The following is a 26,551-nucleotide window of genomic DNA, read 5'->3' as shown; positions in this document are numbered from 1 at the left end:
TCAACACGGATGCCGCGCCACAGCGCCCGGCATCCCCGACGGATCGGGGTGCGCATGGTGGACAGACGCGTGTCGATGGCGGATGTCGCAGAGCGCGCCGGCGTCTCGGGCCAGACGGTGTCACGCGTCGTGAACGCGAGCCCCCGCGTCGACCCCGAGACGCGGACGCGGGTCGAGGCGGCGATGGCCGAATTGGGCTACCGCCCCCATCGCGCCGCGCGCGCCCTGCGCACCGGGCGCACGCAGACAATCGGCCTCGTCGTGTCGACGCTCGCGTCCGTCGGCAACTCCCGCATGCTGCAGGCGGTGGCCGATGCCGCCGCCGCCCGCGGTTACGCGCTCACCGTCGTGACGCTCGGCGCCGACGGTGACGTGGTGGCGGCGTTCGAGCGCCTCGCCGATCAGGACGTCGACGGTGCGATCGTGCTCAACGAGGCGACGGAGCGGGTGCGCGGGGCCGACCTCCGCGCGGCCGGGATCCGCCTCGTCGTCGTCGACTCGCCGCGCGACGACCGCTTCAGCGTCGTCGAGACCGAACACGCCGGCGGTGCCCGCCTCGCCGTCGAGCACCTTCTCGGGCTCGGGCATCGCGCCGTCCACCACCTCGCGGGCCCTGAGGGCTCGTTCGCCGCCGCCGAGCGCGAGCGCGGCTGGCGCGAGGCGCTGACCGCCGCCGGCGCGACGGTGCCGCCGCTGGTGCGCGGCGACTGGACGTCCGCGTCGGGGCATGCCGCGGCATCCGCTCTCCTGGCCGCGGGCGCGACGGCCGTGTTCGCCGCCAACGACCAGATGGCACTCGGCCTGCTCCGGGCGTTCGCCGAGGCGGGGCTCGAGATCCCGCGGCAGGTCAGCATCGTGGGCTTCGACGACATCGCGGATGCCGCCGACTACCGCCCGCCGCTGACGACGGTGCACCAGAACTTCGACGCGCTCGGATCCCGCGCGGTCGCCGCGCTGGTCGAGGGGATCGAGGCCGACGCCGCGGCGGTGTTCGAGACGGTGCCGACCCGGCTGGTGCTGCGCGAGAGCACCGCGCCCGCACCCTGACCGCCTCCGCGGGCTCGGTGTCCGAGCGCGCCACCGGAATTCGGAGGATCCGCCCGGAATCGGTGACCGGCGTCCGGGTAGTTCCGAAAACCGGTGCGAACTCCGAATCTCGGATCGGCCGCGCGGCCACGACGGCCTGGCGCACACGCGCGAGCGCCGCACCGTGAGGACGGTGCGGCGCTCCTGGTGCGGGGCTCAGTCGGCGGCCCGACGGGCCTCCCAGCCGGTGCGGACCATCTCGTCGACGGTGTAGCGGTTCATCCAGTCGAGGTCGCGGGCGGCCAGCTCGCCGGTCGCGACGATTCGGTCTGGGTCGCCGGGGCGGCGCGGACCGATCTCGGGCGTGAAGTCGATGCCGGTGACCCGTGCCATCGCGTTCATGATCTCGCGGACGCTCAGGCCGTTCTGCGAGCCGAGGTTGTACGCCGGCTCGATGGGCCGGTTCGCGAGGAGGCGCTGCGCGGCCGCGACGTGCGCGGCGGCGATGTCGGCCACGTGCACGTAGTCGCGCACGTTCGTGCCGTCGGCGGTGTCGTAGTCGTCGCCGTTGATGCGGGGCGTCCGGCCCGCGAGCAGCGCCTCGAACACGAGCGGGAAGAGGTTGTGCGGGCTGCTGTCGTACACCGCGGGGTCGCCGGAGCCGACGACGTTGAAGTAGCGCAGCGCGGTGTAGCGCAGCGCGTGCTCGGACGCGGCGGTCGCGATCGCCTGGTCGCGGATCAGCCACTCGCCGATGAGCTTGGACTCGCCGTACGGCGAGGCGGGACGCTTCGGGAGGTCCTCGGTCACCAGCGGCACGTCAGGGGTGCCGTACACGGCCGCCGACGACGAGAACACCAGGTTGGCGACATCCGCCGCCTGCATCGCAGCCAGGAGCGCGCGCGTGCCTTCGACGTTCTGCGCGTAGGTGTGCAGCGGTCGCTGCACCGAGACGCCGGCGTACTTGTAGCCGGCGAGGTGGATGACGCCCTCGACCGCGTGCTCGCGCAGCGTGCGCTCGACGAGGTCGGCGTCGAGGATCGAGCCCCGCACGAACGGGACGCCTTCGGGCACGAAGCCGGCGTGCCCGCTGGAGAGGTCGTCGATGACGACGGGCGTCAGGCCCGCGTCAGCGAGCGCACGGACGATGTGGGCGCCGATGTAGCCGGCGCCTCCGGTCACGAGCCAGGTCATGTCACTCCGGGGGTCGGGGTCGCCGAACGGCGCCGCTGTCCATTCTGCCGGGTCCATCTGTCGCGTCGGGACCGCACCGCGTCGAGGAGAATCGCCGTATGGCCTCCACCGTCGTGATCGCGCCCGACTCGTTCAAGGGCACGCTGGGGGCCGCCGCGGCCGCCGAAGCGCTCGCGGCGGGCTGGCGGCGGGCGCGCCCGGGCGACGAGGTGCGTCCGATGCCCATGGCGGACGGCGGCGAGGGCACGGTCGACGCGTTCGCGGCGGCCGTTCCGCACGCGCGCCGGATGCCGGTGACCGTCACCGGTCCCGAGGGGGCGGCGGTCGACGCATCCTGGGTCCTCCTGCCGCCTGCCGCGGGGCTGCCTGGGGGCACGGGCGTCGTCGAGCTCGCGAACACGAGCGGGATCGAGCTGCTCGGCACCCCGCCGCGCCTGCGCCCCTTCGACGCGCACACGCGCGGTTTCGGCGAGGCGATCGCCGATGCCCTGGGGCACGGCGTGTCGCGGCTCGTCCTCGGCATCGGCTCGAGCGCGTCCACCGACGGCGGGGCGGGCATGCTCGCGGCGCTCGGGGCGCGATTCACGGATGCCGCGGGCGCGCCGATCGCGGCGGGGGCGCGGGGGCTGGCCACGGTGTCGACCGTCGACCTCTCCGGGCTCGCACCGCTGCCGCCCGGCGGAGTGACCGTGCTCAGCGACGTGACCAATCCGCTGCTCGGCGCGAGGGGTGCCGCCGCCGTGTTCGGCCCCCAGAAGGGCGCCGGGGCCGCGGAGGTCGCACAGCTCGACGCCGGGCTCGCGCGGCTCGCGACACTGATCGACGCGGACGCGGATGCCGCCGGCGCCGGTGCGGCGGGCGGAACGGGCTTCGGCCTGCTGGCGTGGGGCGCGCGGCTCGTTCCGGGGTCGGCCGCGGTCGCAGAACTCGTGGGACTGGACGCGGCCGTGGCAGCGGCATCCGTCGTCGTCACCGGGGAAGGGGCGTTCGACGGGCAGTCGGCCGCAGGAAAGGTACCCGCTCACGTCGCCGCAGTCGCCGCCGCCGCCGGAGTGCCGGTCGTGCTCGTCGCGGGGCGCATCGCGGAGGGCGCCGACACCTCGGGCTTCGCGGCGACCGTGTCGCTCACCGACCTGGCCGGTTCCGGCGAAGAAGCCATGGCCGACCCCGGCCGCTGGCTCTCGCAGGCAGCGGAGCGGCTCGCGCGCTCCTTCGGCGCGCGATGACGCAGAAGCCGGCCCACCCCGAGGGATGGACCGGCCTCTGCGAGCGGATCAGGCTCCGGCGAGCGCCTCGGTGACGACCACGCGGGCCTCGGCCTGCACCTGTGCGAGGTGCTCGGGGCCGCGCAGCGACTCGGCGTAGAGCTTGTACACGTCCTCCGTGCCCGACGGGCGGGCGGCGAACCACGCGTGCTCGGTCTGCACCTTGAGCCCGCCGATCGCGGCGCCGTTGCCCGGCGCGTGCGACAGCTTCGCGGTGATGGGCTCGCCGGCGAGCTCGGTCGCGGTGACCGCCTCGGGGGCGAGCTTTCCGAGCGCGGCCTTCTGTGCGGGCGTCGCGGGGGCGTCCACGCGCTGGTAGGCCGACGCCCCGAACTCGGCCTCGAGCTCCGCGTAGCGCTGCGAGGGCGTCTTGCCGGTGACGGCGAGGATCTCGGAGGCCAGCAGGCACAGCAGGATGCCGTCCTTGTCGGTCGTCCAGACGCTGCCGTCGAACCGGAGGAACGACGCACCGGCGGACTCTTCGCCGCCGAAGGCGACCGATCCGTCGAGCAGGCCGGGGACGAACCACTTGAAGCCCACCGGCACCTCCAGCAGAGGACGCCCGAGCGACTCCGCGACGCGGTCGATGATCATCGAGCTGACCAGTGTTTTGCCGACCGCGGCATCCGCGGGCCAGTGCGGCCGGTGCGAGTACAGGTAATCGATCGCGACGGCGAGGTAGTGGTTGGGGTTCATGAGGCCGGCGTCGGGCGTCACGATGCCGTGGCGGTCGGCATCCGCGTCGTTGCCGGTGAGGATGTCGTACTCGTCGCGGCGGCCGATGAGCCCCGCCATCGCCGACGGCGACGACGGATCCATGCGGATCTTCTCGTCCCAGTCGAGCGTCATGAACCGCCACGTCGGGTCGACCTCGGGGTTCACGACGGTGAGATCGAGGCCGTGCACCTCGGCGATGAGCGCCCAGTAATCCACCGACGCCCCTCCCAGCGGGTCGGCGCCGATGCGCACGCCGGCGCGGCGGATCGCCTCGACGTCGATGATGTTCGCGAGGTCGCGGACGTACGCGTCGCGGAAGTCGTACTGGCCGAGCGCGTCGAGGTCGATGTCCTTGTGGAGCTTCCGGCTCACGCCGTCCAGGCCCGCCGCGATGAGCTCGTTCGCGCGGTCCGCGATCCAGCCGGTGGCGTCGGTGTCGGCCGGGCCGCCGTTCGGCGGGTTGTACTTGAAGCCGCCGTCGCGCGGCGGATTGTGGCTGGGGGTGACCACGATGCCGTCGGCGCGGCCGGGGTCGGCGGCATCCTTCCCGCGGTTGTACGTGAGGATCGCGTGGCTGAGTGCGGGGGTCGGCACCCACGAGTCGCGGGCGTCGACGCGCACGTCGACGCCGTTCGCGACCAGGACCTCGATCGCGCTGCGTTCGGCCGGCAGCGACAGGCCGTGGGTGTCGCGGCCGAGGAAGAGCGGCCCCTCGATGCCCTGCGACCGGCGATAGTCGACGATGGCCTGGGTCGTGGCCAGGATGTGGGTCTCGTTGAAGCTCGCCGACAGCGACGATCCGCGGTGTCCGCTCGTGCCGAACGCGACGCGCTGCTCTGGCACGGCGGGGTCTGGCGCGATGTCGTAGTACGCGGCGATCAGCTCATCGATGTCGATGAGGTCGGATGCTTCGGCCGGCTGTCCTGCGCGAGTCATGGCCCCTAGTCTGCCGTTCCCGGCTGTGACGCGCACAGTCCTGGTCATCGACGGAGCGAATAGGCTGGCACGCGTGACTTCCGAGGTCGTCGCCCCCGAGGCTTCCGTTCCCGTCCGCCGCACGTACAGCTATCTGGGCCCGGCGGGCACGTTCACCGAGGCGGCGCTCGCCCAGGTGCCGGAGGCGCGCGGGCACGAGTGGCGCCCCGTGCGCAACGTCGGCGAGGCGCTGGCGGACGTGGTCGAGGGGCGGTCGGATGCCGCGATGATCGCGATCGAGAACTCCGTCGACGGCGGGGTCTCGACCGCGCAGGACGCACTGGCGACGGTCCCCGGCCTGCGGATCGTGGGGGAGTACCTCGTCCCCGTCGAGTTCGTGCTCGTGGGGCGCCCCGGCGCGCGCATCGAGGACGTCTCGCTCATCGCCGCGCACCCCGTCGCGTACGCCCAGTGCCTGCAGTGGCTCTCGCAGACCCTTCCCGCCCACGCGCACGTCCCCGCCGCGAGCAACGTCGCCAGCGCCATGGGGCTGCTCGACGGATCCAGCGACGCGGATGCCGCGATCGCCCCGCCCGGCATCCTCGAGCACCACCAGCTCGAGCTGCTCGCCTCGAACATCGGCGACAACCCCAACGCCGTGACCCGCTTCGTGCTGGTGAGCCGCACCGTCGTGGCCCCCGCGCCGACCGGCGCCGACAAGACCTCGCTCATCGTCGAGCTGCCCGACGACCACCCCGGTGCGCTGCTGGAGATGCTCGAGCAGTTCGCGACGCGCGGCATCAACCTGTCGCTGCTGGCCTCGCGCCCGATCGGCGACGAGCTCGGCCGGTACCGGTTCGTCGTCGACGCCGACGGGCACCTGGAGGACGAGCGCATGGCCGACGCGCTGATGGGCCTGCGGCGGTTCAGCCCGCGGGTCACCTTCCTCGGCTCGTACCCGCGCGCCGACAGGGCCGTCGTCCACTACCCCGAGCGGTACGCCGACGACGTGTTCGTCGAGGCCAGGGACTGGCTGCGCGGCCTCCTCTCGGGCGAGCCGGAGGTGCAGGAATGACCGCGTTCACGCTCGACCCCGCCGACGAACGGCACGCGAAGGCCCTCGCGCGGCTGGAGAGCGAGGAGATCGGCTGGCTCGGCTCGGTCGGCCGTGACGGCTTTCCGCACGCCGTGCCGCTGTGGTTCCTCTGGCACGACGGCGCGGCCTATGTCTTCAGCCAGCCGGGATCGGTCAAGGTGAAGAACCTCCGCGAGAACCCGCGCGCGCTGCTGCATCTGGAGGCGGGCGACGACGGCGAGCAGCTGCACGTGCTGCAGGGCACCGTCGAGCTCTCGGACGAGCCCACCGTGGCGTGGCTCGACCGCATCGGCGAGCCCTACCTCGCCAAGTACGCCGGGGGCATCGCCAACCTCGGCTGGACCAACGACCGCATGTGGGCCGAGTACTCGACGGTCCTGATCTTCCGCCCCCACAAGCTCATCGCGTGGTGACGAGCCCCGGTCAGACCGTCGGCTGCAGCTCGGCGGCCAGCAGCTCGAGGGTCTGCAGGCGGCCGGGAGAGGCATCCATCGGCTCGTTCTCGTAGGAGCCGGCGATCGGAGAGATCATCACCTCGTCCACTCCGTGGCGGGCGGCGAAGGCGCGCAGATCGGATGCCACGGCCCCGGCCGTGCCGACGAACCACTTCGCGCGCGCCGACGCCATGAACGTCTCGCCGAGCCCGGCGAAGTCGGCCGCCCCGGCGATGGACTGCTCGACGGTCTCGAGCGCGACCAGCGGCCGGTTGGTGCGCAGGCGCGCGGTCATGCGCAGGTTGGGCAGGGCGCGGGCCTCGGCCTCGTCCTGCGTGGGGGCCACGAGCACGTTGGCGGTGAGGAACGTGCGCGGGGCGGCGAGCGCATCGGACGCCACGAACGCCGACCGGTAGAGCTCGAGCGCGCGGTCCAGTCCCTCGCCCGAGAAGTGGTTCGCGAACACGTACGGCAGGCCGAGGGATGCCGCCAGCTGCGCGGAGTAGTCGCTCGACCCGAGCAGCCACACCTCCGGGGTCGTGGTCGCGGCCGGCGTGGCGTGCACGTCGTAGGTGCCGCCCGATGTGAACCGCAGCGCCGCGCCGTCGGGGGCGACCAGTGAGAGGATGTCGCGCACGTGGTCGGGGAAGCGCTCCACGTCGCTGGTGGTCCCGCTCTGGCGCAGCAGCTGCGTGATGACCGGGTCCGACCCGGGCGCGCGTCCGAGGCCGAGGTCGATGCGTCCCGGGGCGAGCGCCTCGAGCGCGGCGAACTGCTCGGCCACGACCAGCGGCGAGTGGTTCGGCAGCATGACGCCCCCCGATCCCAACCGGATGCGGGTGGTCCGTGCCGCGGCCGCCGCGGCGAGCACGGGCGGCGTCGTCGAGGCGACCGCCGGCATGTTGTGGTGCTCGGCGAACCAGTAACGGCGATACCCGAGGCGGTCGGCCGCGTCGACGAGGGACAGGGATGCCGCGACCGCCTGCGCGCTCGTCTGCCCGGTGCGCACCGGAACGAGGTCGAGGACGGACAGGGCCGGGGCGGTGGTCGCAGTGCTCATCGTCATCTGCAACCACGCGCCCCGGCATCCGCATTCCGGATCGCACCCGAACCGTGCGCGATCCGCGTGCGCATCACGGGAGACGGTTCCGGAATTCGGAGATTCGTCCCGTTATCGGTGCCTCGCCCGCCTCGGCGCCCGAAGAGCGACGAGTTGTCCGAATCTCGGATCCGGTCCCGCGGATCAGGGGAGGCGGTTCGCCTTCGCCAGGTTCTCGCGCAGCTCGCCGGCGGTCTGGCGGGTGACGTAGGCCGGACGGTCGCGCTCCAGGCGCCACGACTCGCTGAGCGGGCCGGCGCTGACGGTGTCGTAGCCGAGGGCGTCGTAGATGCCGGTGACGACCTCGACGGCGTCGTCGTGGTCGCTCGCGGTGCCGAGCGCGCGTCGGTCGGCGGTGCCGGCCGGGAGTCCCGTCGTGTTGATGTCGGACGCGAGGATCTGGTTGAACGCCTTCACGACCTTCGACGTCGGCAGGTGGTCCTGCACGAGCTGCGACGTCGTGGTCTCGCCGCGGTCGAGGGCTTCGATGTGGCCGTCGCGCTCGAAGTAGTAGTTGTTGGTGTCGAGCACGACCTTGCCCGCGAGCGGTGCGACCGGCACGGACCACAGAGCCTTCAACGGCACCGTCACGACGGCGATGTCGGCGGCCGCGGCGGCCTCGGCGGCGGTGGCAGCGGTCACATTCGGGCCGAGCTGCGCGACCAGGCCCGCCAGCGTCTCAGGGCCGCGCGAGTTCGAGATCACGACGTCGTAGCCGAGCCCCGAGAAGGCTTGCGCGAGGGCGCTGCCGATGTGTCCTGCACCGATGATTCCGATTGTCGTCATGACGGTGCGCAACCCGTGCGCGTGGAGCCGGTATTCCGGCATCCCTCACTTTCATCGACTTGCGCGATTCTGCAAGTTCTTGCGTACACTGAGCGCATGTCGAAGCGTCTCGCCGAAGTGGCGCGCAAGGTCGGAGTCAGCGAGGCCACCGTCAGCCGCGTGCTCAACGACAAGCCCGGGGTGTCGGATGCCACCCGCCAGGCGGTGCTGACCGCGCTCGACGTGCTCGGCTACGAGCGGCCGACGAAGCTCCGCGGCGAGCGGGCGCGGCTGGTGGGGCTCGTGCTCCCCGAACTGCAGAACCCGATCTTCCCCGCGCTCGCCGAGATCATCGGCGGCGGGCTCACCCAGAACGGCTACACGCCGTTGCTGTGCACGCAGAACGCCGGCGGCATCACCGAGTCCGACTACGTGGATCTGCTGCTGCAGCAGCAGGTGTCGGGGGTGATCTTCCTCGGCGGCAACTACAGCCAGGCCGACGCCGTGCACGACCACTACGAGCGCCTGCGGCAGGTCAACCTGCCCACCGTGCTCGTCAACGCCCGCATCGACGCGCTCGACTTCGCGACAGTCTCCACCGACGACGGCGCGGCCGCCGAGCAGGCGATCCAGCACCTGCACCAACTCGGCCATCGCCGCATCGGCCTGCTTCTCGGGCCGCTCGACCACATCCCCTCGCAGCGCAAGCTCGCCGCCGCCCGCCCGCTGCTCGAGCGCCTCGGCTCGCCCCTCGACGACGCGCTCGTCGTGCGCGGCCTGTACTCCCTGGAATCCGGCCAGGCCGGGGCATCCCGTCTCTTCGCCGCCGGCGCGACCGCGATCGTGTGCGCGAGCGACCCGCTGGCGCTCGGTGCTGTGCGCGCCGCGCGCCGCGCAGGCCTGCGGGTGCCGGAGGACGTGAGCGTGGTCGGCTTCGACGACTCGTTCCTGATGAGCTGCACGGAGCCGCCGCTGACGACCGTCCGCCAGCCGATCGAGTCGATGGGCCGCACCGTCATCGAGCTGCTGCTGTCGCAGATCGCCGGCACCACCGAAGCCGGCGACGAGCTCCTCTTCGAGCCCGAGCTCGTGCTGCGCGCCTCCACCGGCCCCGCCGCCGCCTGAGCTCGACCCGGCGCCGCTGCAGCCGGGGCCGGGAGGCGCTTCGTCTCGCTCGTTCCTCGCTCGCTCAGCGACCGGAGGCCGCGACGCCCGACGCGGCGCGCCGGTCTCTCCCTCTCTCCATCCGTCTCTCCCTCTACCGCGTCACGCCCCGCCCGTCCAACGCCTGCCGCGGCGCAGGCGCAGCGGAACGGGATCATCCGTAGAGCGCGCGGGCATCCGGGACTGGCGGGCACCGCCGAGACGCCGGAGCGGGTGAGCGCGCCGGCGGATGATCCTGCGCAGCGGTCTGCTCCGTCGTTCACCACGATATGTAATCGTTATCTTGCGTGATTCTGTTCAAGACTTGCGAAGCCGAGTCGACTCGCATACATTCGTCGCATCGAGTCCTTCCATCGACGACGAGGAGTCACGTGGACACCGAGGTCCTCACCCGCGGCGAACGAGCCGTTCCCGCGAGCGACAACCCGCTGTGGTGGCGGTCGGCCGTCATCTACCAGGTCTACGTGCGCAGCTTCGCGGACGGGAACGGCGACGGCACCGGCGACCTCGCGGGCGTGCGGGCGCACCTCGGCTACCTCAAGGACCTCGGCGTCGACGCGATCTGGTTCAACCCCTGGTACCCGAGCCCGCTAGCCGACGGCGGCTACGACGTGCAGGACTACCGCGACATCGACCCGCGCTTCGGCACGCTCGAGGAGGCGGAGCTGCTGATCCAGGAGGCGCTGGCCCTCGGCATCCGCACCATCATCGACGTGGTTCCCAACCACATCTCGGATCAGCACCCGTGGTTCCAGGCGGCCCTGGCCGCAGGCCCGGGCAGCCCCGAGCGGGAGCGCTTCTGGTTCCACCCCGGCAAGGGCGAGGACGGGTCGGAGATCCCCACGCACTGGGTCTCGAGCTTCCAGGGCGAGACGTGGACGCGCACGACCAACCCCGACGGGACCCCGGGGGAGTGGTACCTCCACATGTTCACGCCCGAGCAGCCCGACCTCAACTGGAACCACCCCGACGTGCGCCGCGAGCACGAGGACATCCTCCGGTTCTGGTTCGACCGCGGTGTCGCGGGTGTGCGCATCGACTCGGCGGCCCTCCTGATCAAGGACCCCGACCTGCCCGAGGTCGGTGAGAAGGAGGGCCCCGGCCAGCACCCCACCGAGGACCGCGACGAGCTGCACGACGTCTACCGCTCGTGGCGCGCGATCGCCGACTCGTATCCCGGCACGCGTGTGCTGGTCGGCGAGATCTGGGTGCCCGACATCGTGCGGTTCACCAACTACCTGCGTCCCGACGAGATGCACACCGCCTTCAACTTCGACTTCCTGGCGCGGCCGTGGGGTGCGGCATCCTTCCGCGACTCCATCACCGCGACGCTCCAGGCGCACGCCCCCGTCGGCGCACCGTCGACGTGGGTGCTGAGCAACCACGACGTCACGCGTCCGGTCACCCGCTACGGCCGCGAGGACACCGCGTTCGCGTTCCTCAAGAAGCGGTTCGGGGTGCCCACCGACCCCGAGCTGGGCCTGCACCGCGCCCGCGCGGCGGCGCTGATGGTCGCGGCGCTGCCGGGGAGCCTCTACATCTACCAGGGCGACGAGCTGGGCCTGCCCGAGGTGGAGGACCTCCCGCTCGAGCTCATCGAAGACCCGATGCACTTCCGCTCCGGAGGCACGGACCCGGGTCGGGACGGATGCCGCGTCCCGCTGCCGTGGACGGGCGAGCAGGCTCCGTTCGGCTTCAGCCCCGACGCCACCCGCACCTGGCTGCCCCAGCCCGAGGGGTGGAGCGCGCTCACGGTGGCCGCCCAGGAGGCCGACCCGGCGTCGACCCTCAACCTCTACCGCGACGCGCTGCGGCTGCGACGGGAGCTGCCCGAGCTCGGCGACGGCCCCCTCACCTGGTGGGACGACGCCGCTCCGGGCGCGCTCGCCGCCGACATCCTCGCGTTCCGGCGTGGCGATCGCTTCGCGTGCGTCGTCAACACCGGCGAAGACCCGGTCGCGCTTCCCCCCGGCGCGACCGTCCTCCTCTCGAGCTCGCCGCTCGAGGCCGGGTCGCTCCCCGGCGACGCGGCCGCCTGGCTGCGGCTGGACACCCCCGTATCCGACTCCACCACCCGCACCACCACCTGGGAGACCTCCGCGCCGAGAGGCTGACGCGGAACCTCCCCTCAGAAAGGAAAGACGATGAAGTCACCAGCAAGGGTCCTGCTCGCCGGTGTCGCCACCGTGGCGACCGTCGGCGCGCTCGTCGGCTGCTCGGCGGCCGGCGGCGACAGCAACAGCGACGGCAAGATCGAGCTGCGGGTCGCGACGTTCCCGCCCGGCGCCGATGCCGCGGCCTACGACGCGTTCGCCACGCAGGAGAAGCAGTTCGAGAAGGAGCACCCGAACATCGACATCATCGGTGTCGAGTACGAGTGGGAGGGCCCCACCTTCGCCGTGCAGCTGGCCGGCGGCAGCCTTCCCGACGTGTTCACGGTGCCGTTCACCGACTCCAAGACGCTGCTCGAGAACGGGCAGCTCATGGACGTCACGGCGGAGATGAAGGACCTCGGCTACGAGGACAGCTTCAACCCGATCATCCTCGACGGGGTGACCGACTCCGACGGCAAGATCTACGGCTTCCCGCGTCAGGCCTACGCCATGGGCCTGCACTACAACCGCGACCTGTTCGAGCAGGCCGGGCTCGACCCCGACCAGCCGCCGACCACGTGGGACGAGGTGCGCGAGTACGCCAAGAAGATCCACGACGCCACCGGCAAGGCCGGGTACGCGCAGATGGCCACCAACAACACCGGCGGCTGGCAGCTGACCGCACAGACCGTCGCCCGCGGCGGCCGCACCCAGACCGACAACGCGGACGGCACCGCCACCTCGTCGATCGACAACGACGCCACCAAGGCCGCGCTGCAGTTCCTGCACGACCTGAAGTGGGAGGACGACTCGTTCGGCTCGAAGGTCGACCTCGACTGGGGCACCATCAACCAGGAGTTCGCCGCCGGCAACATCGGCATGTACACGTCGGGCTCCGACGTGTACACCGCGCTCGTCCGGGACTTCGGGCTCGACCCGGCCGTCTATGGTCTCGGCGTCGTGCCGATCGAGGGCGACGACCCGGGCACGCTCGGCGGCGGCGACATCGCGGTCATCAGCCCGACGGTAGACGACGCCACCAAGGAGGCGGCGGTCACCTGGATCGACTGGTACTACATGCAGAAGCTGCTCGACAAGGATGCCGCGGTGCAGGACGCCAAGGCGCTGGCCGACTCCGACCAGGCGGTCGGCACGCCCGTGCTGCCGGTGCTCAGCCGTGAGCTCTACGAGGAGTCCCTCACCTGGATCGAGCCCTACATCAACGTGCCGCGCGACCAGATGACGTCGTTCACCGACAACATCTGGGACCAGACGCCCGTCGGTGAGCCGAAGAAGTCGACCCAGGAGGTCTACGCTCTGCTCGACACCGTCGTCCAGACGGTCCTGACCGACCAGAACGCGGACATCGACGCCCTGCTCGCCCAGGCGCAGACCGACGCTCAGGCGCTGCTCGACGAGTAGCAGAAGAGCGGATGCCGCGACCCGGCGCTGGGCGCTGGGTCGCGGCATCCGCCCTCCACCGCGTTTCGTCTCGGTCGCTGCGCTCCCTCGCTCAACGACCGGGAGCTCGGTCGCTGGGCTGCCTCGCTAAACGACCGGGAGCTCGGTCGCTGGGCTGCTTCGCTCAACGACCGGGAGCTCGGTCGTTGAGCGAGCGAAGCGAGACGAAACGCCATGGACCCAACAAGACACCCCCGACACAGCAAGGCCAACGATGACCGCGACCCTTCCGGAGCGTCCCGCATCCGCTGCGGCGCCGCCGCCCGCCGCACCGCCGGTGCGGCGCAAGCCCCGACGCACGCCGCTCACCTGGTACCGCGGCGGAGGGCTCACGAACCTGCTGTTCGTGCTGCCGATGGTGTTCGTCTTCGCCGTCTTCTCGTGGTCGCCGATCGTGCAGTCGGTGATCATGAGCCTGCAGAAGACGAACCTGCTCGTCTCGGAGTGGGTCGGCTTCGACAACTACATCGCCGTGCTGAGCGATCCGCAGCTGGGCCGTGCGGTCATCAACACCGTCTACTTCGCGTTGCTGGCGCTGCTGTTCGGCTTCCCGCTGCCGCTGCTGGTGGCGGTGCTCATGAGCGAGGTGCGGCGCGGCAAGGGCCTGTACTCGGCGCTCGCGTACCTGCCGGTCGTCATCCCGCCCGTCGTGGCGGTGCTGCTGTGGAAGTTCTTCTACGACTCGTCGCCCAACGGCGTGTTCAACACCGTGCTCGGCTGGGTGGGCATCCCGCCGCAGCCCTGGATCTCCTCGACCGTGCAGGCGATGCCCTCCCTCGTGATCGAGGCGACGTGGGCGGCCGCCGGCGGATCGATCATCATCTACCTCGCCGCGCTGCTGTCGGTGCCGCCCGAGCTGTACGACGCGGCCGAGGTCGACGGCGCCGGCATCTGGCGCAAGGTGTGGCACGTCACGCTGCCGCAGCTGCGCGGCATCCTCTTCATCATGCTGATCCTGCAGGTCATCGCGACCGCGCAGGTGTTCCTCGAGCCGTTCCTGTTCACCGGCGGCGGGCCGGCGGGGGCGACCAAGACGATCCTGCTCTACATCTACGACAAGGCGTTCCGCAACAGCCTGGGCGGCGACTACGGCGAGGCCACCGCGGTGTCGGTGCTGCTGGCGATCGTGCTCGCGATCCTGTCCTGGCTGTACTTCAAGCTCACGAACCGCTGGAGCACCTCATGACCACCTCGATCACGAACGCCGAGCGCCGCGAGGGCATGCGCGGCTTCCTCTCGCGCCGCAACACCGGTGGAGGCCGCAAGCGCGACTCGATCGACGACATGTCCGAGCGCTCGATCATCTCCACCTCGGAACGACGCCGGCCGGGAACCCGATTCGGGATGTCGGTCACCCACGTGTTCCTCTCCGTCTCGCTCGTCATCGCGGGGCTCGGCCCGATCCTGTGGCTGGCCAAGTCCGCGATCACCCCGACGCAGGACACCATCCAGCAGCCGTTCGCGCTGTGGCCCAACGGCATGGACTGGGCGAACCTGTCGACGGCGTGGAACGACATCCACATCGACCAGTACTTCTTCAACACCATCGTGATCGCCGCCGGCGCCTGGTTCACGCAGCTGTTCATCGCGACCACTGCGGGCTATGCACTGTCGGTGCTGCGGCCGAAGTACGCGCCGGTGCTCAACGCGCTGGTGCTGGCCACGCTCTTCATCCCCGGCATCGTGCTGCTGGTGCCGCTGTACCTCACGATCGTGTCGCCGCCGCTGCTCGGCCGCGACGCGAGCATGCTGAACAACTACCTGGCGGTGTGGCTGCCCATGGCGGCCAACGCGTTCAACATCCTGCTCGTCAAGCGGTTCTTCGACAGTCTTCCGCGCGAGGTGTTCGAGGCCGCCAAGACCGACGGCGCGGGCCCCTTCCGGCTGTTCTGGTCGATCGTGCTGCCGATGTCGAAGCCGATCCTCGGCGTGGTGTCGGTGTTCGCCATCATCGCGGCCTGGAAGGACTACCTCTGGCCGATGCTGGTGCTGCCGAACCCGGCCGTGCAGCCGCTGTCGGTGCGGCTGCCTGCCGTGGCGAGTCAGACCGAGCTGGACGTGTTCCTCGCCGCATTGGCGATCGCGACGCTCATCCCGATCGCGATGTTCCTGCTGTTCCAGTCCGTGTTCCTGCGCTCGGCCGGGCTCGGCGGCGCCGTCAAGGGCTGAGCCGCGCTACAGGCGCTCGGTCGCGTGCCCCGGCGGGATCACGACCAGCAGCGCACCCGGGTCGACGCGCACGCGCACCGCCACCGCGTGGCCGAACTCGTCGCCGTCGAGCTGCACGGGGTGCGGTTCGTGCGCGGCCAGCTCGATGCCGGCGCCACGCGAGTAGCGCACCGCGTTGTCCTTGGTGCGCAGTGAGAGCACCCGGCGCCCGGCGCGGAAGCGGCGCAGCACGCTGTTGTCCCACGCGACGCGGCGCCACACGAACAGCCAGCCGAACAGCCCCTTCGGCTCGAAGATCACCACGTCCAGCGCGCCGTCGGCGACCGACGCCTCGGGAATCAGCTCCAGGCCCGCCGGCAGCGACCCGCAGTTGGCGAACAGCACGCTCTGCACGCGCGCGGAGTGCAGGCGGTGGCCCGGAAGCTCGTACATGACGCGGAACGGCTTGGCGGCCGGCAGCGAACGCGCCGCGCCGTCGACGTAGGCGACCCAGCCCACCGCCTTCTTCAGCTGCGGGTTCGTATTGGCGATCATCGCCGCATCCAGGCCGATCCCGCCCATGACCACGAACGCGTGCTCGGCGGTCTCACCGTCGGCGCGGGTCACCCGGCACCACCCCACGTCCATGGCGAGCGTCTCGCCCGCGAACACGGCGCGCACGATGGCGGCAGGGTCCGACAGCGGCAGCTTGAGGTTGCGCGCCAGCAGGTTGCCGGTGCCGCTCGGGACGATCGCCAGCGGGACGCCCGACCCGCTCATCGCCTCCGACACCGCGCGCACGGTGCCGTCGCCGCCGGCGACGAGCACGGCATCCGCTCCCGCCTCCAGCGCGGCGCGCGTGACGCCGTCGCCGAGGTCCTCCACGGCAGTCTCGAAGTACCAGGGTTCGGCCCAGCCGGCCTCCGCCGACAGCCGGGTGACTGTCGCGCGCAGGCTCGCGGCGTCGACCTTGACCGGATTGCAGACGAGCGCCGCCCGCTTCGGGAGTGCGGGGGCATCGGTCATGCAGACACCCTATTCCCGTGGCGCGACGGGGGCCCGCGGGCCCACCAGCCGGACGGATGCCGCGTCCCGCGCCCTGGGGGATCCCGCCGATGCGCCGTCCCGGCCCCCGACTAAGCTTGCAGGGTGATCGATCCCGTGCTGCTTCGCGACAATCCCGAGCTGGTCAAGCGCTCGCAGGAGGCGCGGGGCGAGTCGCCCGACACCGTCGATGTGGCGATCGAGGCCGATCGTGCCCGCCGCAGCGCCATCACGACGTTCGAAGAGCTCCGCGCCGCGCAGAACGCGCACGGCAAGAAGGTGGCCCAGGCTCCCAAGGAGGAGAAGGCCGCGCTCGTGGCCGAGGCCAAGGAGCTCAGCGAGCGGGTGAAGCAGGCCCAGCACGCGGCCGCCGCCGCGGAGGAGGCATCCGTCGACGCGTTCCGCGCGATCGAGAACATCGTCATCGATGGCGTGCCCGCGGGCGGCGAGGACGACTTCGTCACCCTGCGCACCCACGGCGCGATCCCCGCGTTCGACTTCGAACCGCGCGACCACCTCGAGCTCGGCGAGCGTCTCGGCGCGATCGACATGGAGCGCGGCACGAAGGTGTCGGGGAGCCGCTTCTACTTCCTCACCGGCATCGGCGCGCGGCTCGAGATCGCGCTCATGAACCTCGCGCTCGACCGTGCGCTGCAGGCCGGTTTCACCCCCGTCATCCCGCCGACGCTGGTGCGCCCCGAGGTCATGCAGGGCACCGGGTTCCTCGGCAAGCACGCCGCCGAGGTCTACCACCTCGAGGACGACGACCTCTACCTCGTCGGCACGAGCGAGGTGGCCCTGGCCGGCTACCACATGGACGAGATCCTCGACCTGTCGCGCGGCGCCAAGCGCTACGCCGGCTGGTCGACCTGCTACCGCAGCGAGGCCGGCTCCTACGGCAAGGACACCCGCGGCATCATCCGCGTGCACCAGTTCAACAAGCTCGAGATGTTCGTCTACACGACCCCCGAGGACGCCGAGGCCGAGCACCTGCGCCTGGTCGCGATGCAGGAGGGGATGCTGCAGGACCTCGGCCTCTCGTACCGCGTGATCGACGTCGCTGCCGGCGACCTCGGCTCGAGCGCGGCGCGCAAGTACGACATCGAGGCGTGGGTGCCGACGCAGAACGCCTACCGCGAGCTCACCTCGACGTCGAACTGCACCACCTACCAGGCGCGCCGCCTCGACATCCGCTACCGGCCCGACGGCGCCAAGACGCAGCCCGTCGCGACGCTCAACGGCACGCTCGCGACCACGCGCTGGATCGTCGCCCTGCTCGAGACCCACCAGCGCGAGGACGGGTCGGTGACGGTGCCCGAGGTGCTGAGGCCCTTCCTGGGCGGGCTCGAGGTCATGGAGCCGATCGCGTGACGGAGGCGCACCTGCCGGCGACGGGGTCGATCAAGGTCGTCAGGCCGAAGAAGGCCGCGAAACTCGTCGAGCGGGTCGCGCGCGACACCGAGAACCCGAGGGTCGCGACCTCCCGGCTCCTCATCGCCCTCGACATCGACGGCACAGTCCTCCTCGAGGACGAAACGCTCAGCCCGGGGGTCGTCGAGGCCGTCGAGCACGCGCACCGCGCGGGCCACGAGGTGATGGTCGCCACCGGTCGCAGCTGGGAGGGCACGCGCGGCATCCTCCGGGTGCTCGGCATCGCCCCGGAGTTCGTGGTGTGCTCCAACGGCGCCGTCGTGCTCAAGCGCCTCGAGGCCGACGAGCTCGGCTACGAGCGCTGGCACGTCGAGACGTTCGACCCCCGCGAGGTGCTGCAGCAGCTGCGCGAGCACCTGCCAGATGCCCGCTATCTCGTGGAGCTTCCCGACGGCCGCCGCCTGTACACCGAGTACCTCGAGGACTGGAACCTCGTCCACGCCCGACGCGTGCCGTTCGACGAGCTCGGCGCCCAGCCGGTGTGCCGCATCGTCGTGGTCGCCCCCGACAAGGGCGAGCAGGACTTCGTCGACCTGGTCTCACGCATCGGGCTGCACCAGGTGTCGTACGCCGTCGGCTGGACGGCCTGGCTCGACATCGCGCCCCACGGCGTCGACAAGAGCACCGGCCTCGAGCTCGTGCGCACCGAGCTGGGCATCGACGCCGAGCACGTTCTCGTAATCGGCGATGGGCGCAACGACGTCGGCATGTTCCGCTGGGCGCTGGACAACGGCGGCCGTGCCGTCGCGATGGCGCAGGGCCCCCAGGAGGTACGGGATGCCGCCGGCGAGACGACCGCGTCGGTGCACGACGGCGGCGTGGCGGCGGTCCTGCGCCGTCTCTGACACCGCGGCGCTGCTGGCGCGTCCCTCAGAGGATTGCCAGGCGGCGTTGGAAGAATGAGTCGACAGTGCTGTCGGCTAGACTCGACGCCTGTTCGACGGGTGCTTCCTCACAAGGGCGGCACCGGTCGGGAGGGTTGTCCGAGCGGCCGATGGACCTGGTCTTGAAAACCAGTGGGCAGTGATGTCCCGTGGGTTCGAATCCCACACCCTCCGCAGACGATGTGCCGGGGGGCGAACCGCAGCAGAGCAGCATCCCCGAAAGGAACCGAGTGAGCTCGACGCACAAGCCGACCAGGCGCGGCCGCCGCACGGTGGCCCGTCATGGTGAGCTGTCGTCCCCGAGCCCGCTTCGCTTCATCCTGTCGATGGTCGCCGTCGTGGCCGCCGTCGTGCTCGTGTCGGGTGCCAGCGTCGCCGCGTACGCGGCCTACGACCTCACCGCGAGCTTCGCGGACGACGCGGTCGAACTCGAGGGTCAGGGCCCGGTTCCGCCCGACATCGGCGCGATCGAGGGCGGCGTCGACCTGCTGCTGGTGGGCACCGACGAGTGCGAGCCCGAGTACGCGTACCTCTTCGGCGCCCGCTGCACCGGTGCGGATGCCGGCGGGCAGCTCAACGACGTCAACATGCTCGTCCACATCTCCGACAACCCGCGACGGGTGACGGTGGTGTCGTTCCCGCGCGACCTCATGATCCCGATGCCGTCGTGCACGCGGGAGGACGGTTCGACGACCTCCGCGACCCGCAAGACCCAGATCAACGAGGCCTGGGGGCGCGGCGGCCTGTCGTGCGTCGCCAAGACGATCAGCGAGCTGAGCGGCCAGAACATCCCGTTCGCCGCCAAGGTGAGCTTCGGCAACGTGATCAACATCACCGACGCCATCGGCGGCGTGGACGTCTGCATCGGCAACGGCGGCATGAAGGACAAGTACACCAGCATCAACTGGCCGGCGGGTCCGCGCACGATCCAGGGCGTCGAGGCACTGCAGTTCCTGCGCACCCGTCACGGTCTTCAGAACGGCAGCGACCTCGCGCGCATCTCGAACCAGCAGCAGTACATGTCGAGCCTGGCGCGCAAGCTCGTGAGCGACGAAGTGCTGTCGAACCCGGCGACGCTGTACAAGCTCGCGACGACGGCGGTCGATAACATCACGCCGAGCAAGTCGCTGACCAACCCGATGACGCTCGTGCAGATCGCGCTCGCGGTCAAGAACGTGCCGTTCGAGGACATCGTCTTCGTGCAGTACCCGGTGTTCACCGACCCCGACGACGACGACCGTGTCGTGCCCGACGAGAAGTCCGCCGACGCGCTGTGGGCGGCCCTCGCCGCCAACGAGTCCCTCGACATCACGCATGACCAGGATCAGACCGGAGGAGTGATCGTGGCCGACCCGCAGCCCACCCAGGCGCCCGCCGACCCCAACGTCACCGCAGACCCGGGCGCGACACCCGCCCCGACCCAGTCCGCCGTCGAACTCCCGAACAACATCCCGGGTCAGACGGCTCTGGACCAGACCTGCTCCGCCGGTAACGTCAGGGCCAAGAACTGATGGCGGCGACGAAGCGGCCCTCCCGCGAGGGCCGTGCTCCTCTGGCGCGTCACGGCGTGCTGCGGTCGCGGCATCCGCTCGTCACGATGCTCTCGATGCTGGGTGTCGTGCTCGCCGTCGTGGGCGTGAGCGCCGCAGGTATCGCCGCGTACAACGTGTGGGACGCGACCCAGACGGTCGCCGCGAACGCCGTCGTGCTCGACGAGGAGAAGCCCCTGCCGCCGTCGCTGGGCGCGATCGAGGGCGGCGTGAACATCCTGATGGTGGGCACCGACTCGTGCGAGGGCGCGAACAAGGACCTCTCCGCCGCGTGCAAGAACGGCGACACCGAGGGCGAGCGCAACGACGTCACGATGCTCGTGCACATCTCGGACGAGCCGCGCCGGGTGACGGTGGTGTCGATCCCGCGCGACATGCTCGTGCCGATCCCCGCCTGTCCGAAGGAGGACGGCGACGGCTCCTACTCGGCGATGTCGTCGCAGATGATCAACGCGTCGTACCAGTACGGCGGGCTGGCGTGCACGGTGAAGACCGTGGAGGCGCTCATCGACGACAAGATCGATTTCGCCGCCGCCATCCGCTGGACCGGCGTCATCAACATGTCCGACGCCATCGGCGGCGTCGACGTGTGCGTCGCCGACGACATCAGCGACAGGAACACCGGACTCAGCCTCAGTGCGGGCACCCACACACTGCAGGGCGCTCAGGCTCTGCAGTTCCTGCGGATCCGCCACGGTATCGGCGACGGCTCCGACCTCGGTCGCATCTCGAACCAGCAGCAGTTCATGTCGTCGATGGTGCGCAAGCTCCAATCCGACTCGGTGCTCGCGAACCCCCCGGCGCTGCTCAACCTCGCGACGACCGCCATCAACCAGGTGCAGCAGGAGCAGCTCGTGCTGAGCTCCGGCCTCACCAACCCCACGCTGATGGTGCAGATCGCCATGGCCGTCAAGGACGTGCCGTACGAGGACATCGTGTTCGTGCAGTACCCGACGCGCTATGTGTCGGACGGCGGACCCAGCAGCCGGGTCGTGCCGGTGAAGGATGCCGCGCAGGTGCTCTTCGACGCGCTCAAGGCGAACCAGCCGCTGACGCTCACCGGAGATGCCAGCCAGGGATACGGCGTCGAGGTGACAGGGGAGGTCGTCAAGCCCCCGACGACGCCGACGCCGGAGGCCACAGCGGATGCCGGGGCGACGCCCGCCGCGGGTGAGACGCCTGCTGCCGAGACACCGGTCGCCGAGACCCGTGTCGAGCTGCCGTCGCAGATCGCGGGTCAGACCGCGGCCCAGACCACCTGTACCCAGGCGCAGCGGTAGCGGGTTCGTCCTCGTCCTCCTCCTGCTGAGGACGGGCCGTCGAAGGTTGTCGCTCTACGCCGGGTGGCCCTGGGCGTCCGTACGGTCGCTCTGAGTCGAGAACTTCGAGATGAACACGAGCCAGGTGCCGTCGGGCTGCTGCGTCGCGACGGCGCCGTCCTGCCAGATGCCGTTCTCGGGCCACCATTGCGAGCCCGCCGGGTCGCCTTGATTCTGGTGGACGTTGTGGATGCCCTCCACCGAAGCGGTCGCCGCGCCCTCGGGGAACGGCTCGCCCCAGACGAACGTGGGTGCGCCGACGCGGAGCGTCGCCTCCAGCGCCTGCGACGCCTGGAGCTGGTCGCCCGATCGCCAGGGCCGGAGGAACGGGATCCAGAACCACGTCCGGGCGGCGGGGACGGCATCCTTGACGCGCAGCACCCACAGCAGGATCCGACGGATCCCGATCACGCGAAGCTCGGGGTGACGGATCACGTCGATCGCACCGACACCGGGCGCGGAGGTGAGCAAGGTGACTGCCGGGGGAGGGGGCGTCGGCCAGCCCAGCTTCGCGCCGGTCGTGCGGATCGTCTTCCACTGGACGCCGACCGCCGAACTCTTGCTGTCGACGTCCACGGCCACCCGGTACTCCCGCGTCCCACTTCGCAGCTTCAGGTTGACGTGCCACCACCGGCCGAACTCGTCCGGATCATCGCGCCGGTGCGACATGAGGGTTCCACTGAGCACTCCATACTGCGTGAACGGCATGACAGGAAGAGTCATCGGTCGGCGACGATGATACGGCCGAACGGACGGTCCGCCCTCGAGGCTTCACACACGGTGCAAGATGCGGTGCGCGTGTCGGTTATGATTGCTGGGTGCGTCCGGGACCTCGTGGTCGTCGGGCGCCTGGAGACGTCGCATAGTCAGGCCTAGTGCACCACCCTGCTAAGGTGGAGTCCTCGCAAGGGGACCGAGGGTTCAAATCCCTCCGTCTCCGCACTCCTTCCCTGGCCAACGCCGTTGATCCTTCTGGGTTCTCCAGCGGCTCGGACGGCCGATCGAGCGTCATCGCTGCCGATGCATGGCCGAGCAGCCGTTGAATAGCCTTCACGTCGGCGTTCCCGTCGTGACGCGATTGATGAAGAAGGTCTTCACGACGAAGCCCGATCCCGCGAACGCGAAGCCGCGGGACCTGGAGCAACGCAGGTTCATCGCCGTCGCGCCGCGACGGCGCTGGGTCGCGGACGTGGCGACATGGTGCTGATTCGCCTTTGTCGCTTTCGTCACCGACGTGTTCTCCCGCCGCATCGTCGGGTGGAGCGTCGCCTCTACCCTCAAGGCCGACGTCCTGCCGCTGCAGGCGTTGAACATGGCGGCGTGGGCCGCCGACGGGAACCGCGACGGGTTCGCCGTCGAGAGAAGGCGATCCTGGCGCGGCTAGCGGCCGAACAGGCGCGCGAAGAAGCCCTGCGCCGGCTCGTTCTCGTGGCCGGCGCAGCGTTGCGAACGCGGGATGCCTCGCATGACCTGATCGACGTGCTGGCCGCATCCGGCCCACGTCGGCTTTCCGCATTTCCGGCAGGTGACGGCTCGACACATGGTGGTGCTCCTCAGATTCCGCGGGCGGGGTAGGGCGGTCGGTCTGGACTCAGCTCGAGTGATCGCCGTCGCACCAGTCATCGGCCGGGACGTAGGCCTTCACGTCCTCGACGTGCTGGCCGCAGCCGGCCCAAGTGGTCTTTCCACAGTCGCAAGTGACGGGGCTGCACATGGTGTTCTCCTTCGGGTTATCGGTGGTCGAGTGATTGATGAGAGCGATGGGTCCGGCGTCAGGCGGCGAGCTCACGGGACGGGAGGCTTCGTGCATCCGCGCCGGCTTTCCAGGTGAGATACCCGCCATCGAGGTTGACGGCGTCCCGGCCGTGCTGAGTGAGCAGACGTACCGCGGTGTGGCCGCGCTGTCCGACCTTGCAGTGGACGATGATCCGGCCCTCGGGCAGCTCGTCCAGACGACCGCGCAGCTCGTCGAGCGGAATCGGCAGCGAACCGGGGATGGCGCCGGCAGCGACCTCGCCCGGTGTTCGAACGTCGATGACCGTGGCTCCGGCCTGCACAGCCGCCTCGACCTCGTGCCATTGGATGGAACGGGTGAGACCGTCTGCGGCGTTCAGCGCCACGTATCCAAGCATGTTCACCGGGTCTTTCGCTGAGGAGTACTGCGGCGCGTAGGCGAGTTCGAGGTCGGCGAGCTGAGAGGCGGTGATCCCGCCTGCCATTGCCGTTGCGATGACGTCGATGCGCTTGTCGACCCCCTCACCACCAACCCCCTGGGCACCGAGGATGGTGTCCGTCTCGGCGTCGACGAGGAGTTTGAGAGACATGGACTGAGCGCCCGGGTAATAGCCCGCGTGGGAGGCGGGGTGTGTGTGCATAACTCGGATGCTGCGACCGCGCGCCCGGAGCAGCTTCTCGCTCCAGCCGGTTGCGGCGACGGTCAGCCCCATGACCCCGACGACCGCGGTGCCAAGGGCGTCGCGCACACGGATGTTGCGCCCCATGATCGCGTCCGCCGCTAGTCGCCCGTGACGGTTCGCCAGGCCCGCGAGCGCGACGATCCGGTGATCACCTGTGATCGCGTCGACCTTCTCGACGCCGTCGCCGAGCGCCCAGATGTGCGGGTCGCTGGTGCGCAACTGGTCGTCGACCCGCACGCCGCCGCGCTCGCCGAGCTCGAGGCCTGCGGCCGCCGCGAGAGAGGTCTCCGGTCGAACCCCCACCGACCCCAGAACGAATTCGGCCGGGACGACCGAGCCGTCGTCAAGGACGGCGGTGTCCTCGCCGAGGGCGACGACGCGGGTGCCCAGGCGCACATCCACCCCGGCATCCATCAAGCGCTGCGCGACCGGCCACGCCATTTCTTCGTCGATGGGAGGCAGCACCTGATCGGCGAGCTCCACCATGGTCACGCTGAGGCCGCGATGAACCAGATTCTCGACCATCTCCACGCCGATGAACCCGGCGCCGATGACAAGCGCGGTGCGGGGCTTCATATCGAGCTTGGCCATGGCCGCGTCAACATCGTCGATGTTCCACAGCGAGAGCATGCGCTCACCACCATGCATCGAAGGGCGGATCGGCGTGGAGCCGGGAGAGAGCACGAGGGCGTCGTAGGGGAGCGCAGTCTCTTCGCCGGTCGTCAGATCCCGCGCGGTGACCGTGCGTGCCTCGCGATCGATCGCGACCGCTTCGGTGTGCACTCGCACGTCCAGGCCGAAGCGGCGGGCGAGGGATTCCGGCGTCTGCAGCAGCAGGCTCGAGCGTTCGTCGATGACGCCGCCGAGGTAGTAGGGCAGACCACAGTTCGCGAACGAGACAAAGCCGCCCCGTTCGAGAACGGTGATCTGCGCATGTTCATCAAGTCGGCGAAGCCGCGTCGCCGCAGACATACCGCCCGCGACACCGCCGATGATGACGTAGTTCTGTGAAGTCATGCACCGACCGTAACAATACCCCGGGGGTATTGTCAAAATACCCCGATGGGTATGCAGCTGTCGTATGACGGGTAACCGCCCGTGGCAGCGTCACGCGAGCGAGAGGAACAACTTCTCCAACTCGTCGAAGGTGAGCTGCTCTCCCGCCTGTGCATCCGAAGCCTCGCCGCTGATCTGCCCCGTGGCGCAGTCCTGCATCGCACTGGAGATGATCGCGAACCCGGCCCGATCCAGTGCGGAGGAGACGGCGGAGAGCTGAGTCACCACCACCCGGCAGTCGGCGCCGGACTCGACCGCATCTATCACGGCGTTCAGCTGGCCGCGGGCACGCTTGAGTCGGTTCGCGATGCGGCGTTGGGCGTCAAGGGACGCGTTGGTCATGATGCACCTCCAAATAGTCGGGTCCATGTGTGAGATCCCGGGGTCGGACCAAGCCTCGGAGAATTCTGCAGACTACGGGACGATCTGCACCCCGGTGGCGTCTGCGGCTTCCTGCATGGATCCCGCGTCCGTGACGTCCAGGCCCGCTTCCTCCAGCATCCGAGCGGCCTGGCTCGAGCGGTTCCCGGACTTGCAGTAGACGACATACTCGAAGTCGTCGTCAAGCTCGGGCACCTGAGCTGCAAGTTGCCCCGACGACACATCCAGGTTCACGGCGCCGTCCAGATGTCCTGCGGCGAACTCACCGGCGGTGCGGACGTCGATGAGGATCGTGTCGGATGTCAGCTCGATGGGCTCGGCGGCGGCACACCCCGCAAGTGTGAGGGTGAGGGCGCCAGCTGAGGCGAGAAGAATGGTGCGGAGCTTCTGCATGCTCCCATAATACCCCGTGGGTATTCTGATATGCGTCCTCGCATGGCTTCTTTGGCGATCACCGACGACAACTTCGAGACCTCGATCCGCGAGAACGACACCGTGCTGCTCGACTTCTGGGCCGAGTGGTGCGGTCCTTGCCGTGCCTTCGCGCCCGTTTTCGAGCGTGCCTCCGAGCTGCATCCCGACGTCGTGTTCGGCAAGGTCGATACCGAGGCGGAGCAGGCGTTGGCCGCGGGCTTTCGCATCACGTCGATCCCTACTCTGGTGGTCTTCCGGCAGGGCATCATCGTCTTCGCGCAGCCTGGTGCGCTGAACGCAGCGCAACTGGAGCAGGTCGTCGAGCGGGCGCAGGCCCTCGACATGGACGACATACGTCGGCAGCTCGCCGACCAGCACGGTCCCTCGGCCGGCGCAGCGTGATGGCGGCGCTCTCGCGCGCGAAGTCACGCAGCTGTCCGGTCGGCCGAGGCGAGCGGCTGCTGCGCGGACTCGCCGCCGCTCTTCTGGTCGCGTTCGCCGCGACGAGCCTCGACAACCTCTTCTGCGCCGTCCCCGCCGCGACCTGCGCGGCATTCTTGGCCATCGGCGCCATCACTGGATGGTGCCCCGCCAACCTGCTCTCGCGCACTTCCACGCCGACCGAACCCAACGAGCTCGGCTACCCCGAGGCGCCGCAAGAGCTTCTGCCCTGACCTC

General features: G+C 70.3%; 26 protein-coding genes and 2 tRNA genes. 18 read left to right on the top strand and 10 right to left on the bottom strand.

Translation table 11 applies throughout. The annotated features are described in order from the left end of the window. Positions 1–54: 54 nt before the first annotated feature. Positions 55–1,047: a LacI family DNA-binding transcriptional regulator gene (locus tag AC1DDU_RS04865; RefSeq protein WP_477431666.1), complete on the top strand. Its 993-nt coding sequence runs from the start codon at positions 55–57 to the stop codon at positions 1,045–1,047. Between the two features lie 195 nt (positions 1,048–1,242). Here the strand turns inward: AC1DDU_RS04865 and galE are convergent, their stop codons facing one another. Next, a complete protein-coding gene (gene galE / locus AC1DDU_RS04860; protein ID WP_477431664.1) occupies positions 1,243–2,220 on the bottom strand; it encodes a UDP-glucose 4-epimerase GalE in 978 nt (325 codons plus the stop codon). 98 nt (positions 2,221–2,318) lie between these two features. Between galE and AC1DDU_RS04855 the strand changes: the two genes are divergently transcribed. Further along, positions 2,319–3,446 carry a glycerate kinase gene (locus tag AC1DDU_RS04855; protein ID WP_477431662.1) on the top strand — a complete coding sequence of 376 codons (1,128 nt, stop codon included), beginning with the start codon at positions 2,319–2,321 and terminating at the stop codon, positions 3,444–3,446. 48 nt (positions 3,447–3,494) lie between these two features. Here AC1DDU_RS04855 and pgm read toward each other — a convergent pair whose 3' ends face one another. Continuing rightward, complete coding sequence (pgm, locus tag AC1DDU_RS04850; RefSeq protein ID WP_477431660.1) at positions 3,495–5,138, bottom strand: phosphoglucomutase (alpha-D-glucose-1,6-bisphosphate-dependent); 1,644 nt, start codon at positions 5,136–5,138, stop codon at positions 3,495–3,497. Between the two features lie 73 nt (positions 5,139–5,211). Between pgm and pheA the strand changes: the two genes are divergently transcribed. Together pheA and AC1DDU_RS04840 are read left to right on the top strand one after the other, a co-directional pair. Further along, positions 5,212–6,192: a prephenate dehydratase gene (gene pheA, locus AC1DDU_RS04845; RefSeq protein WP_477431658.1), complete on the top strand. Its 981-nt coding sequence runs from the start codon at positions 5,212–5,214 to the stop codon at positions 6,190–6,192. Further along, the gene (locus AC1DDU_RS04840) at positions 6,189–6,626 is read left to right on the top strand and encodes a pyridoxamine 5'-phosphate oxidase family protein (protein ID WP_477431656.1); all 438 of its coding nucleotides are present in this window, start codon (positions 6,189–6,191) and stop codon (positions 6,624–6,626) included. Before pheA ends, AC1DDU_RS04840 begins: the two co-directional genes overlap by 4 nt. 10 nt (positions 6,627–6,636) lie before the next feature. On the opposite strand, the gene AC1DDU_RS04835 is transcribed toward AC1DDU_RS04840, so the two are convergent. Together AC1DDU_RS04835 and AC1DDU_RS04830 are read right to left on the bottom strand one after the other, a co-directional pair. Further along, a complete protein-coding gene (locus AC1DDU_RS04835; protein WP_477431654.1) occupies positions 6,637–7,707 on the bottom strand; it encodes an LLM class flavin-dependent oxidoreductase in 1,071 nt (356 codons plus the stop codon). A gap of 183 nt (positions 7,708–7,890) precedes the next feature. Next, positions 7,891–8,574: an NADPH-dependent F420 reductase gene (locus tag AC1DDU_RS04830; protein WP_477431652.1), complete on the bottom strand. Its 684-nt coding sequence runs from the start codon at positions 8,572–8,574 to the stop codon at positions 7,891–7,893. A gap of 54 nt (positions 8,575–8,628) precedes the next feature. Between AC1DDU_RS04830 and AC1DDU_RS04825 the strand changes: the two genes are divergently transcribed. The 5 genes from AC1DDU_RS04825 to AC1DDU_RS04805 all read left to right on the top strand — a co-directional run bounded on the left by AC1DDU_RS04825 (position 8,629) and on the right by AC1DDU_RS04805 (position 15,398). Continuing rightward, positions 8,629–9,636 carry a LacI family DNA-binding transcriptional regulator gene (locus AC1DDU_RS04825; protein ID WP_477431650.1) on the top strand — a complete coding sequence of 336 codons (1,008 nt, stop codon included), beginning with the start codon at positions 8,629–8,631 and terminating at the stop codon, positions 9,634–9,636. Positions 9,637–10,046: 410 nt separating this feature from the next. Further along, positions 10,047–11,789, top strand: a complete 1,743-nt coding sequence (locus AC1DDU_RS04820) for a glycoside hydrolase family 13 protein (RefSeq protein ID WP_477431648.1) — start codon at positions 10,047–10,049, stop codon at positions 11,787–11,789. A gap of 30 nt (positions 11,790–11,819) precedes the next feature. After that, positions 11,820–13,190, top strand: a complete 1,371-nt coding sequence (locus AC1DDU_RS04815; protein ID WP_477431646.1) for an ABC transporter substrate-binding protein — start codon at positions 11,820–11,822, stop codon at positions 13,188–13,190. 253 nt (positions 13,191–13,443) lie between these two features. After that, positions 13,444–14,415 carry a carbohydrate ABC transporter permease gene (locus AC1DDU_RS04810; RefSeq protein ID WP_477431644.1) on the top strand — a complete coding sequence of 324 codons (972 nt, stop codon included), beginning with the start codon at positions 13,444–13,446 and terminating at the stop codon, positions 14,413–14,415. Beyond that, positions 14,412–15,398, top strand: a complete 987-nt coding sequence (locus AC1DDU_RS04805) for a carbohydrate ABC transporter permease (protein ID WP_477431642.1) — start codon at positions 14,412–14,414, stop codon at positions 15,396–15,398. Before AC1DDU_RS04810 ends, AC1DDU_RS04805 begins: the two co-directional genes overlap by 4 nt. A 6-nt stretch (positions 15,399–15,404) precedes the next feature. Here AC1DDU_RS04805 and AC1DDU_RS04800 read toward each other — a convergent pair whose 3' ends face one another. After that, entirely contained in the window at positions 15,405–16,403 is a 999-nt protein-coding gene (locus AC1DDU_RS04800; RefSeq protein WP_477431640.1) for a diacylglycerol/lipid kinase family protein, read from the bottom strand. 123 nt (positions 16,404–16,526) lie between these two features. Between AC1DDU_RS04800 and serS the strand changes: the two genes are divergently transcribed. The 5 genes from serS to AC1DDU_RS04775 all read left to right on the top strand — a co-directional run bounded on the left by serS (position 16,527) and on the right by AC1DDU_RS04775 (position 21,566). After that, positions 16,527–17,792, top strand: coding sequence for a serine--tRNA ligase (gene serS, locus AC1DDU_RS04795; protein ID WP_477431638.1), 1,266 nt, complete (start codon positions 16,527–16,529; stop codon positions 17,790–17,792). Beyond that, positions 17,789–18,697, top strand: coding sequence for an HAD family hydrolase (locus AC1DDU_RS04790; RefSeq protein ID WP_477431636.1), 909 nt, complete (start codon positions 17,789–17,791; stop codon positions 18,695–18,697). The genes serS and AC1DDU_RS04790 overlap by 4 nt, the downstream gene beginning before the upstream one ends. Before the next feature lie 128 nt (positions 18,698–18,825). After that, positions 18,826–18,910, top strand: a tRNA-Ser gene (locus tag AC1DDU_RS04785). Between the two features lie 56 nt (positions 18,911–18,966). Next, positions 18,967–20,247, top strand: coding sequence for an LCP family protein (locus AC1DDU_RS04780; RefSeq protein ID WP_477431634.1), 1,281 nt, complete (start codon positions 18,967–18,969; stop codon positions 20,245–20,247). Then, complete coding sequence (locus AC1DDU_RS04775; protein ID WP_477431632.1) at positions 20,247–21,566, top strand: LCP family protein; 1,320 nt, start codon at positions 20,247–20,249, stop codon at positions 21,564–21,566. Before AC1DDU_RS04780 ends, AC1DDU_RS04775 begins: the two co-directional genes overlap by 1 nt. Positions 21,567–21,620: 54 nt before the next feature. Here AC1DDU_RS04775 and AC1DDU_RS04770 read toward each other — a convergent pair whose 3' ends face one another. Next, on the bottom strand, positions 21,621–22,328 hold the full coding sequence (locus tag AC1DDU_RS04770; protein ID WP_477431630.1) for a DUF2278 family protein: 708 nt from the start codon (positions 22,326–22,328) through the stop codon (positions 21,621–21,623). A 128-nt stretch (positions 22,329–22,456) separates the two neighbouring features. Here AC1DDU_RS04770 and AC1DDU_RS04765 point away from each other — a divergent pair. Further along, a tRNA-Ser gene (locus tag AC1DDU_RS04765) sits at positions 22,457–22,545 on the top strand. A 110-nt stretch (positions 22,546–22,655) separates the two neighbouring features. Here AC1DDU_RS04765 and AC1DDU_RS04760 read toward each other — a convergent pair. After that, a complete protein-coding gene (locus tag AC1DDU_RS04760) occupies positions 22,656–22,835 on the bottom strand; it encodes a hypothetical protein (protein WP_477431628.1) in 180 nt (59 codons plus the stop codon). 4 nt (positions 22,836–22,839) lie between these two features. On the opposite strand from AC1DDU_RS04760, the gene AC1DDU_RS04755 reads away from it, so the two are divergent. Further along, positions 22,840–22,989 (top strand): hypothetical protein, encoded by a 150-nt coding sequence (locus AC1DDU_RS04755; protein WP_477431626.1) that lies wholly within the window; start codon positions 22,840–22,842, stop codon positions 22,987–22,989. 388 nt (positions 22,990–23,377) lie between these two features. On the opposite strand, the gene AC1DDU_RS04750 is transcribed toward AC1DDU_RS04755, so the two are convergent. The 3 genes from AC1DDU_RS04750 to AC1DDU_RS04740 form a co-directional block, all read right to left on the bottom strand. Next, entirely contained in the window at positions 23,378–25,039 is a 1,662-nt protein-coding gene (locus AC1DDU_RS04750; protein WP_477431624.1) for an FAD-dependent oxidoreductase, read from the bottom strand. A gap of 90 nt (positions 25,040–25,129) precedes the next feature. Then, on the bottom strand, positions 25,130–25,420 hold the full coding sequence (locus AC1DDU_RS04745; protein ID WP_477431622.1) for a metal-sensitive transcriptional regulator: 291 nt from the start codon (positions 25,418–25,420) through the stop codon (positions 25,130–25,132). Positions 25,421–25,492: 72 nt separating this feature from the next. Next, complete coding sequence (locus tag AC1DDU_RS04740; RefSeq protein WP_477431620.1) at positions 25,493–25,852, bottom strand: rhodanese-like domain-containing protein; 360 nt, start codon at positions 25,850–25,852, stop codon at positions 25,493–25,495. A gap of 42 nt (positions 25,853–25,894) precedes the next feature. Between AC1DDU_RS04740 and trxA the strand changes: the two genes are divergently transcribed. Continuing rightward, a complete protein-coding gene (gene trxA, locus AC1DDU_RS04735) occupies positions 25,895–26,275 on the top strand; it encodes a thioredoxin (protein WP_477433421.1) in 381 nt (126 codons plus the stop codon). Next, a complete protein-coding gene (locus AC1DDU_RS04730) occupies positions 26,275–26,547 on the top strand; it encodes a YgaP-like transmembrane domain (protein WP_477431618.1) in 273 nt (90 codons plus the stop codon). The genes trxA and AC1DDU_RS04730 overlap by 1 nt, the downstream gene beginning before the upstream one ends. Positions 26,548–26,551 lie beyond the last annotated feature (4 nt).

The sequence above is a fragment of the Microbacterium sp. 05T445 genome (genome assembly GCF_056395865.1).
The sequence above is the reverse complement of the archived record's forward strand: the minus strand, read 5'-3'. Positions and strand labels throughout refer to the sequence as shown.

Bases quoted from the DNA above. Each gene is read 5' to 3' on its own strand.
- AC1DDU_RS04865 (WP_477431666.1), top strand. From the start codon at position 55: ATGGTGGACAGACGCGTGTCGATGGCGGATGTCGCAGAGCGCGCCGGC.
- galE (WP_477431664.1), bottom strand. From the start codon at position 2,220: ATGACCTGGCTCGTGACCGGAGGCGCCGGCTACATCGGCGCCCACATC.
- AC1DDU_RS04855 (WP_477431662.1), top strand. From the start codon at position 2,319: ATGGCCTCCACCGTCGTGATCGCGCCCGACTCGTTCAAGGGCACGCTG.
- pgm (WP_477431660.1), bottom strand. From the start codon at position 5,138: ATGACTCGCGCAGGACAGCCGGCCGAAGCATCCGACCTCATCGACATC.
- AC1DDU_RS04840 (WP_477431656.1), top strand. From the start codon at position 6,189: ATGACCGCGTTCACGCTCGACCCCGCCGACGAACGGCACGCGAAGGCC.
- AC1DDU_RS04835 (WP_477431654.1), bottom strand. From the start codon at position 7,707: ATGAGCACTGCGACCACCGCCCCGGCCCTGTCCGTCCTCGACCTCGTT.
- AC1DDU_RS04830 (WP_477431652.1), bottom strand. From the start codon at position 8,574: ATGCCGGAATACCGGCTCCACGCGCACGGGTTGCGCACCGTCATGACG.
- AC1DDU_RS04825 (WP_477431650.1), top strand. From the start codon at position 8,629: ATGTCGAAGCGTCTCGCCGAAGTGGCGCGCAAGGTCGGAGTCAGCGAG.
- AC1DDU_RS04815 (WP_477431646.1), top strand. From the start codon at position 11,820: ATGAAGTCACCAGCAAGGGTCCTGCTCGCCGGTGTCGCCACCGTGGCG.
- AC1DDU_RS04810 (WP_477431644.1), top strand. From the start codon at position 13,444: ATGACCGCGACCCTTCCGGAGCGTCCCGCATCCGCTGCGGCGCCGCCG.
- AC1DDU_RS04805 (WP_477431642.1), top strand. From the start codon at position 14,412: ATGACCACCTCGATCACGAACGCCGAGCGCCGCGAGGGCATGCGCGGC.
- AC1DDU_RS04800 (WP_477431640.1), bottom strand. From the start codon at position 16,403: ATGACCGATGCCCCCGCACTCCCGAAGCGGGCGGCGCTCGTCTGCAAT.
- AC1DDU_RS04775 (WP_477431632.1), top strand. From the start codon at position 20,247: ATGGCGGCGACGAAGCGGCCCTCCCGCGAGGGCCGTGCTCCTCTGGCG.
- AC1DDU_RS04770 (WP_477431630.1), bottom strand. From the start codon at position 22,328: ATGACTCTTCCTGTCATGCCGTTCACGCAGTATGGAGTGCTCAGTGGA.
- AC1DDU_RS04750 (WP_477431624.1), bottom strand. From the start codon at position 25,039: ATGACTTCACAGAACTACGTCATCATCGGCGGTGTCGCGGGCGGTATG.
- AC1DDU_RS04745 (WP_477431622.1), bottom strand. From the start codon at position 25,420: ATGACCAACGCGTCCCTTGACGCCCAACGCCGCATCGCGAACCGACTC.
- AC1DDU_RS04740 (WP_477431620.1), bottom strand. From the start codon at position 25,852: ATGCAGAAGCTCCGCACCATTCTTCTCGCCTCAGCTGGCGCCCTCACC.
- trxA (WP_477433421.1), top strand. From the start codon at position 25,895: ATGGCTTCTTTGGCGATCACCGACGACAACTTCGAGACCTCGATCCGC.
- AC1DDU_RS04730 (WP_477431618.1), top strand. From the start codon at position 26,275: ATGGCGGCGCTCTCGCGCGCGAAGTCACGCAGCTGTCCGGTCGGCCGA.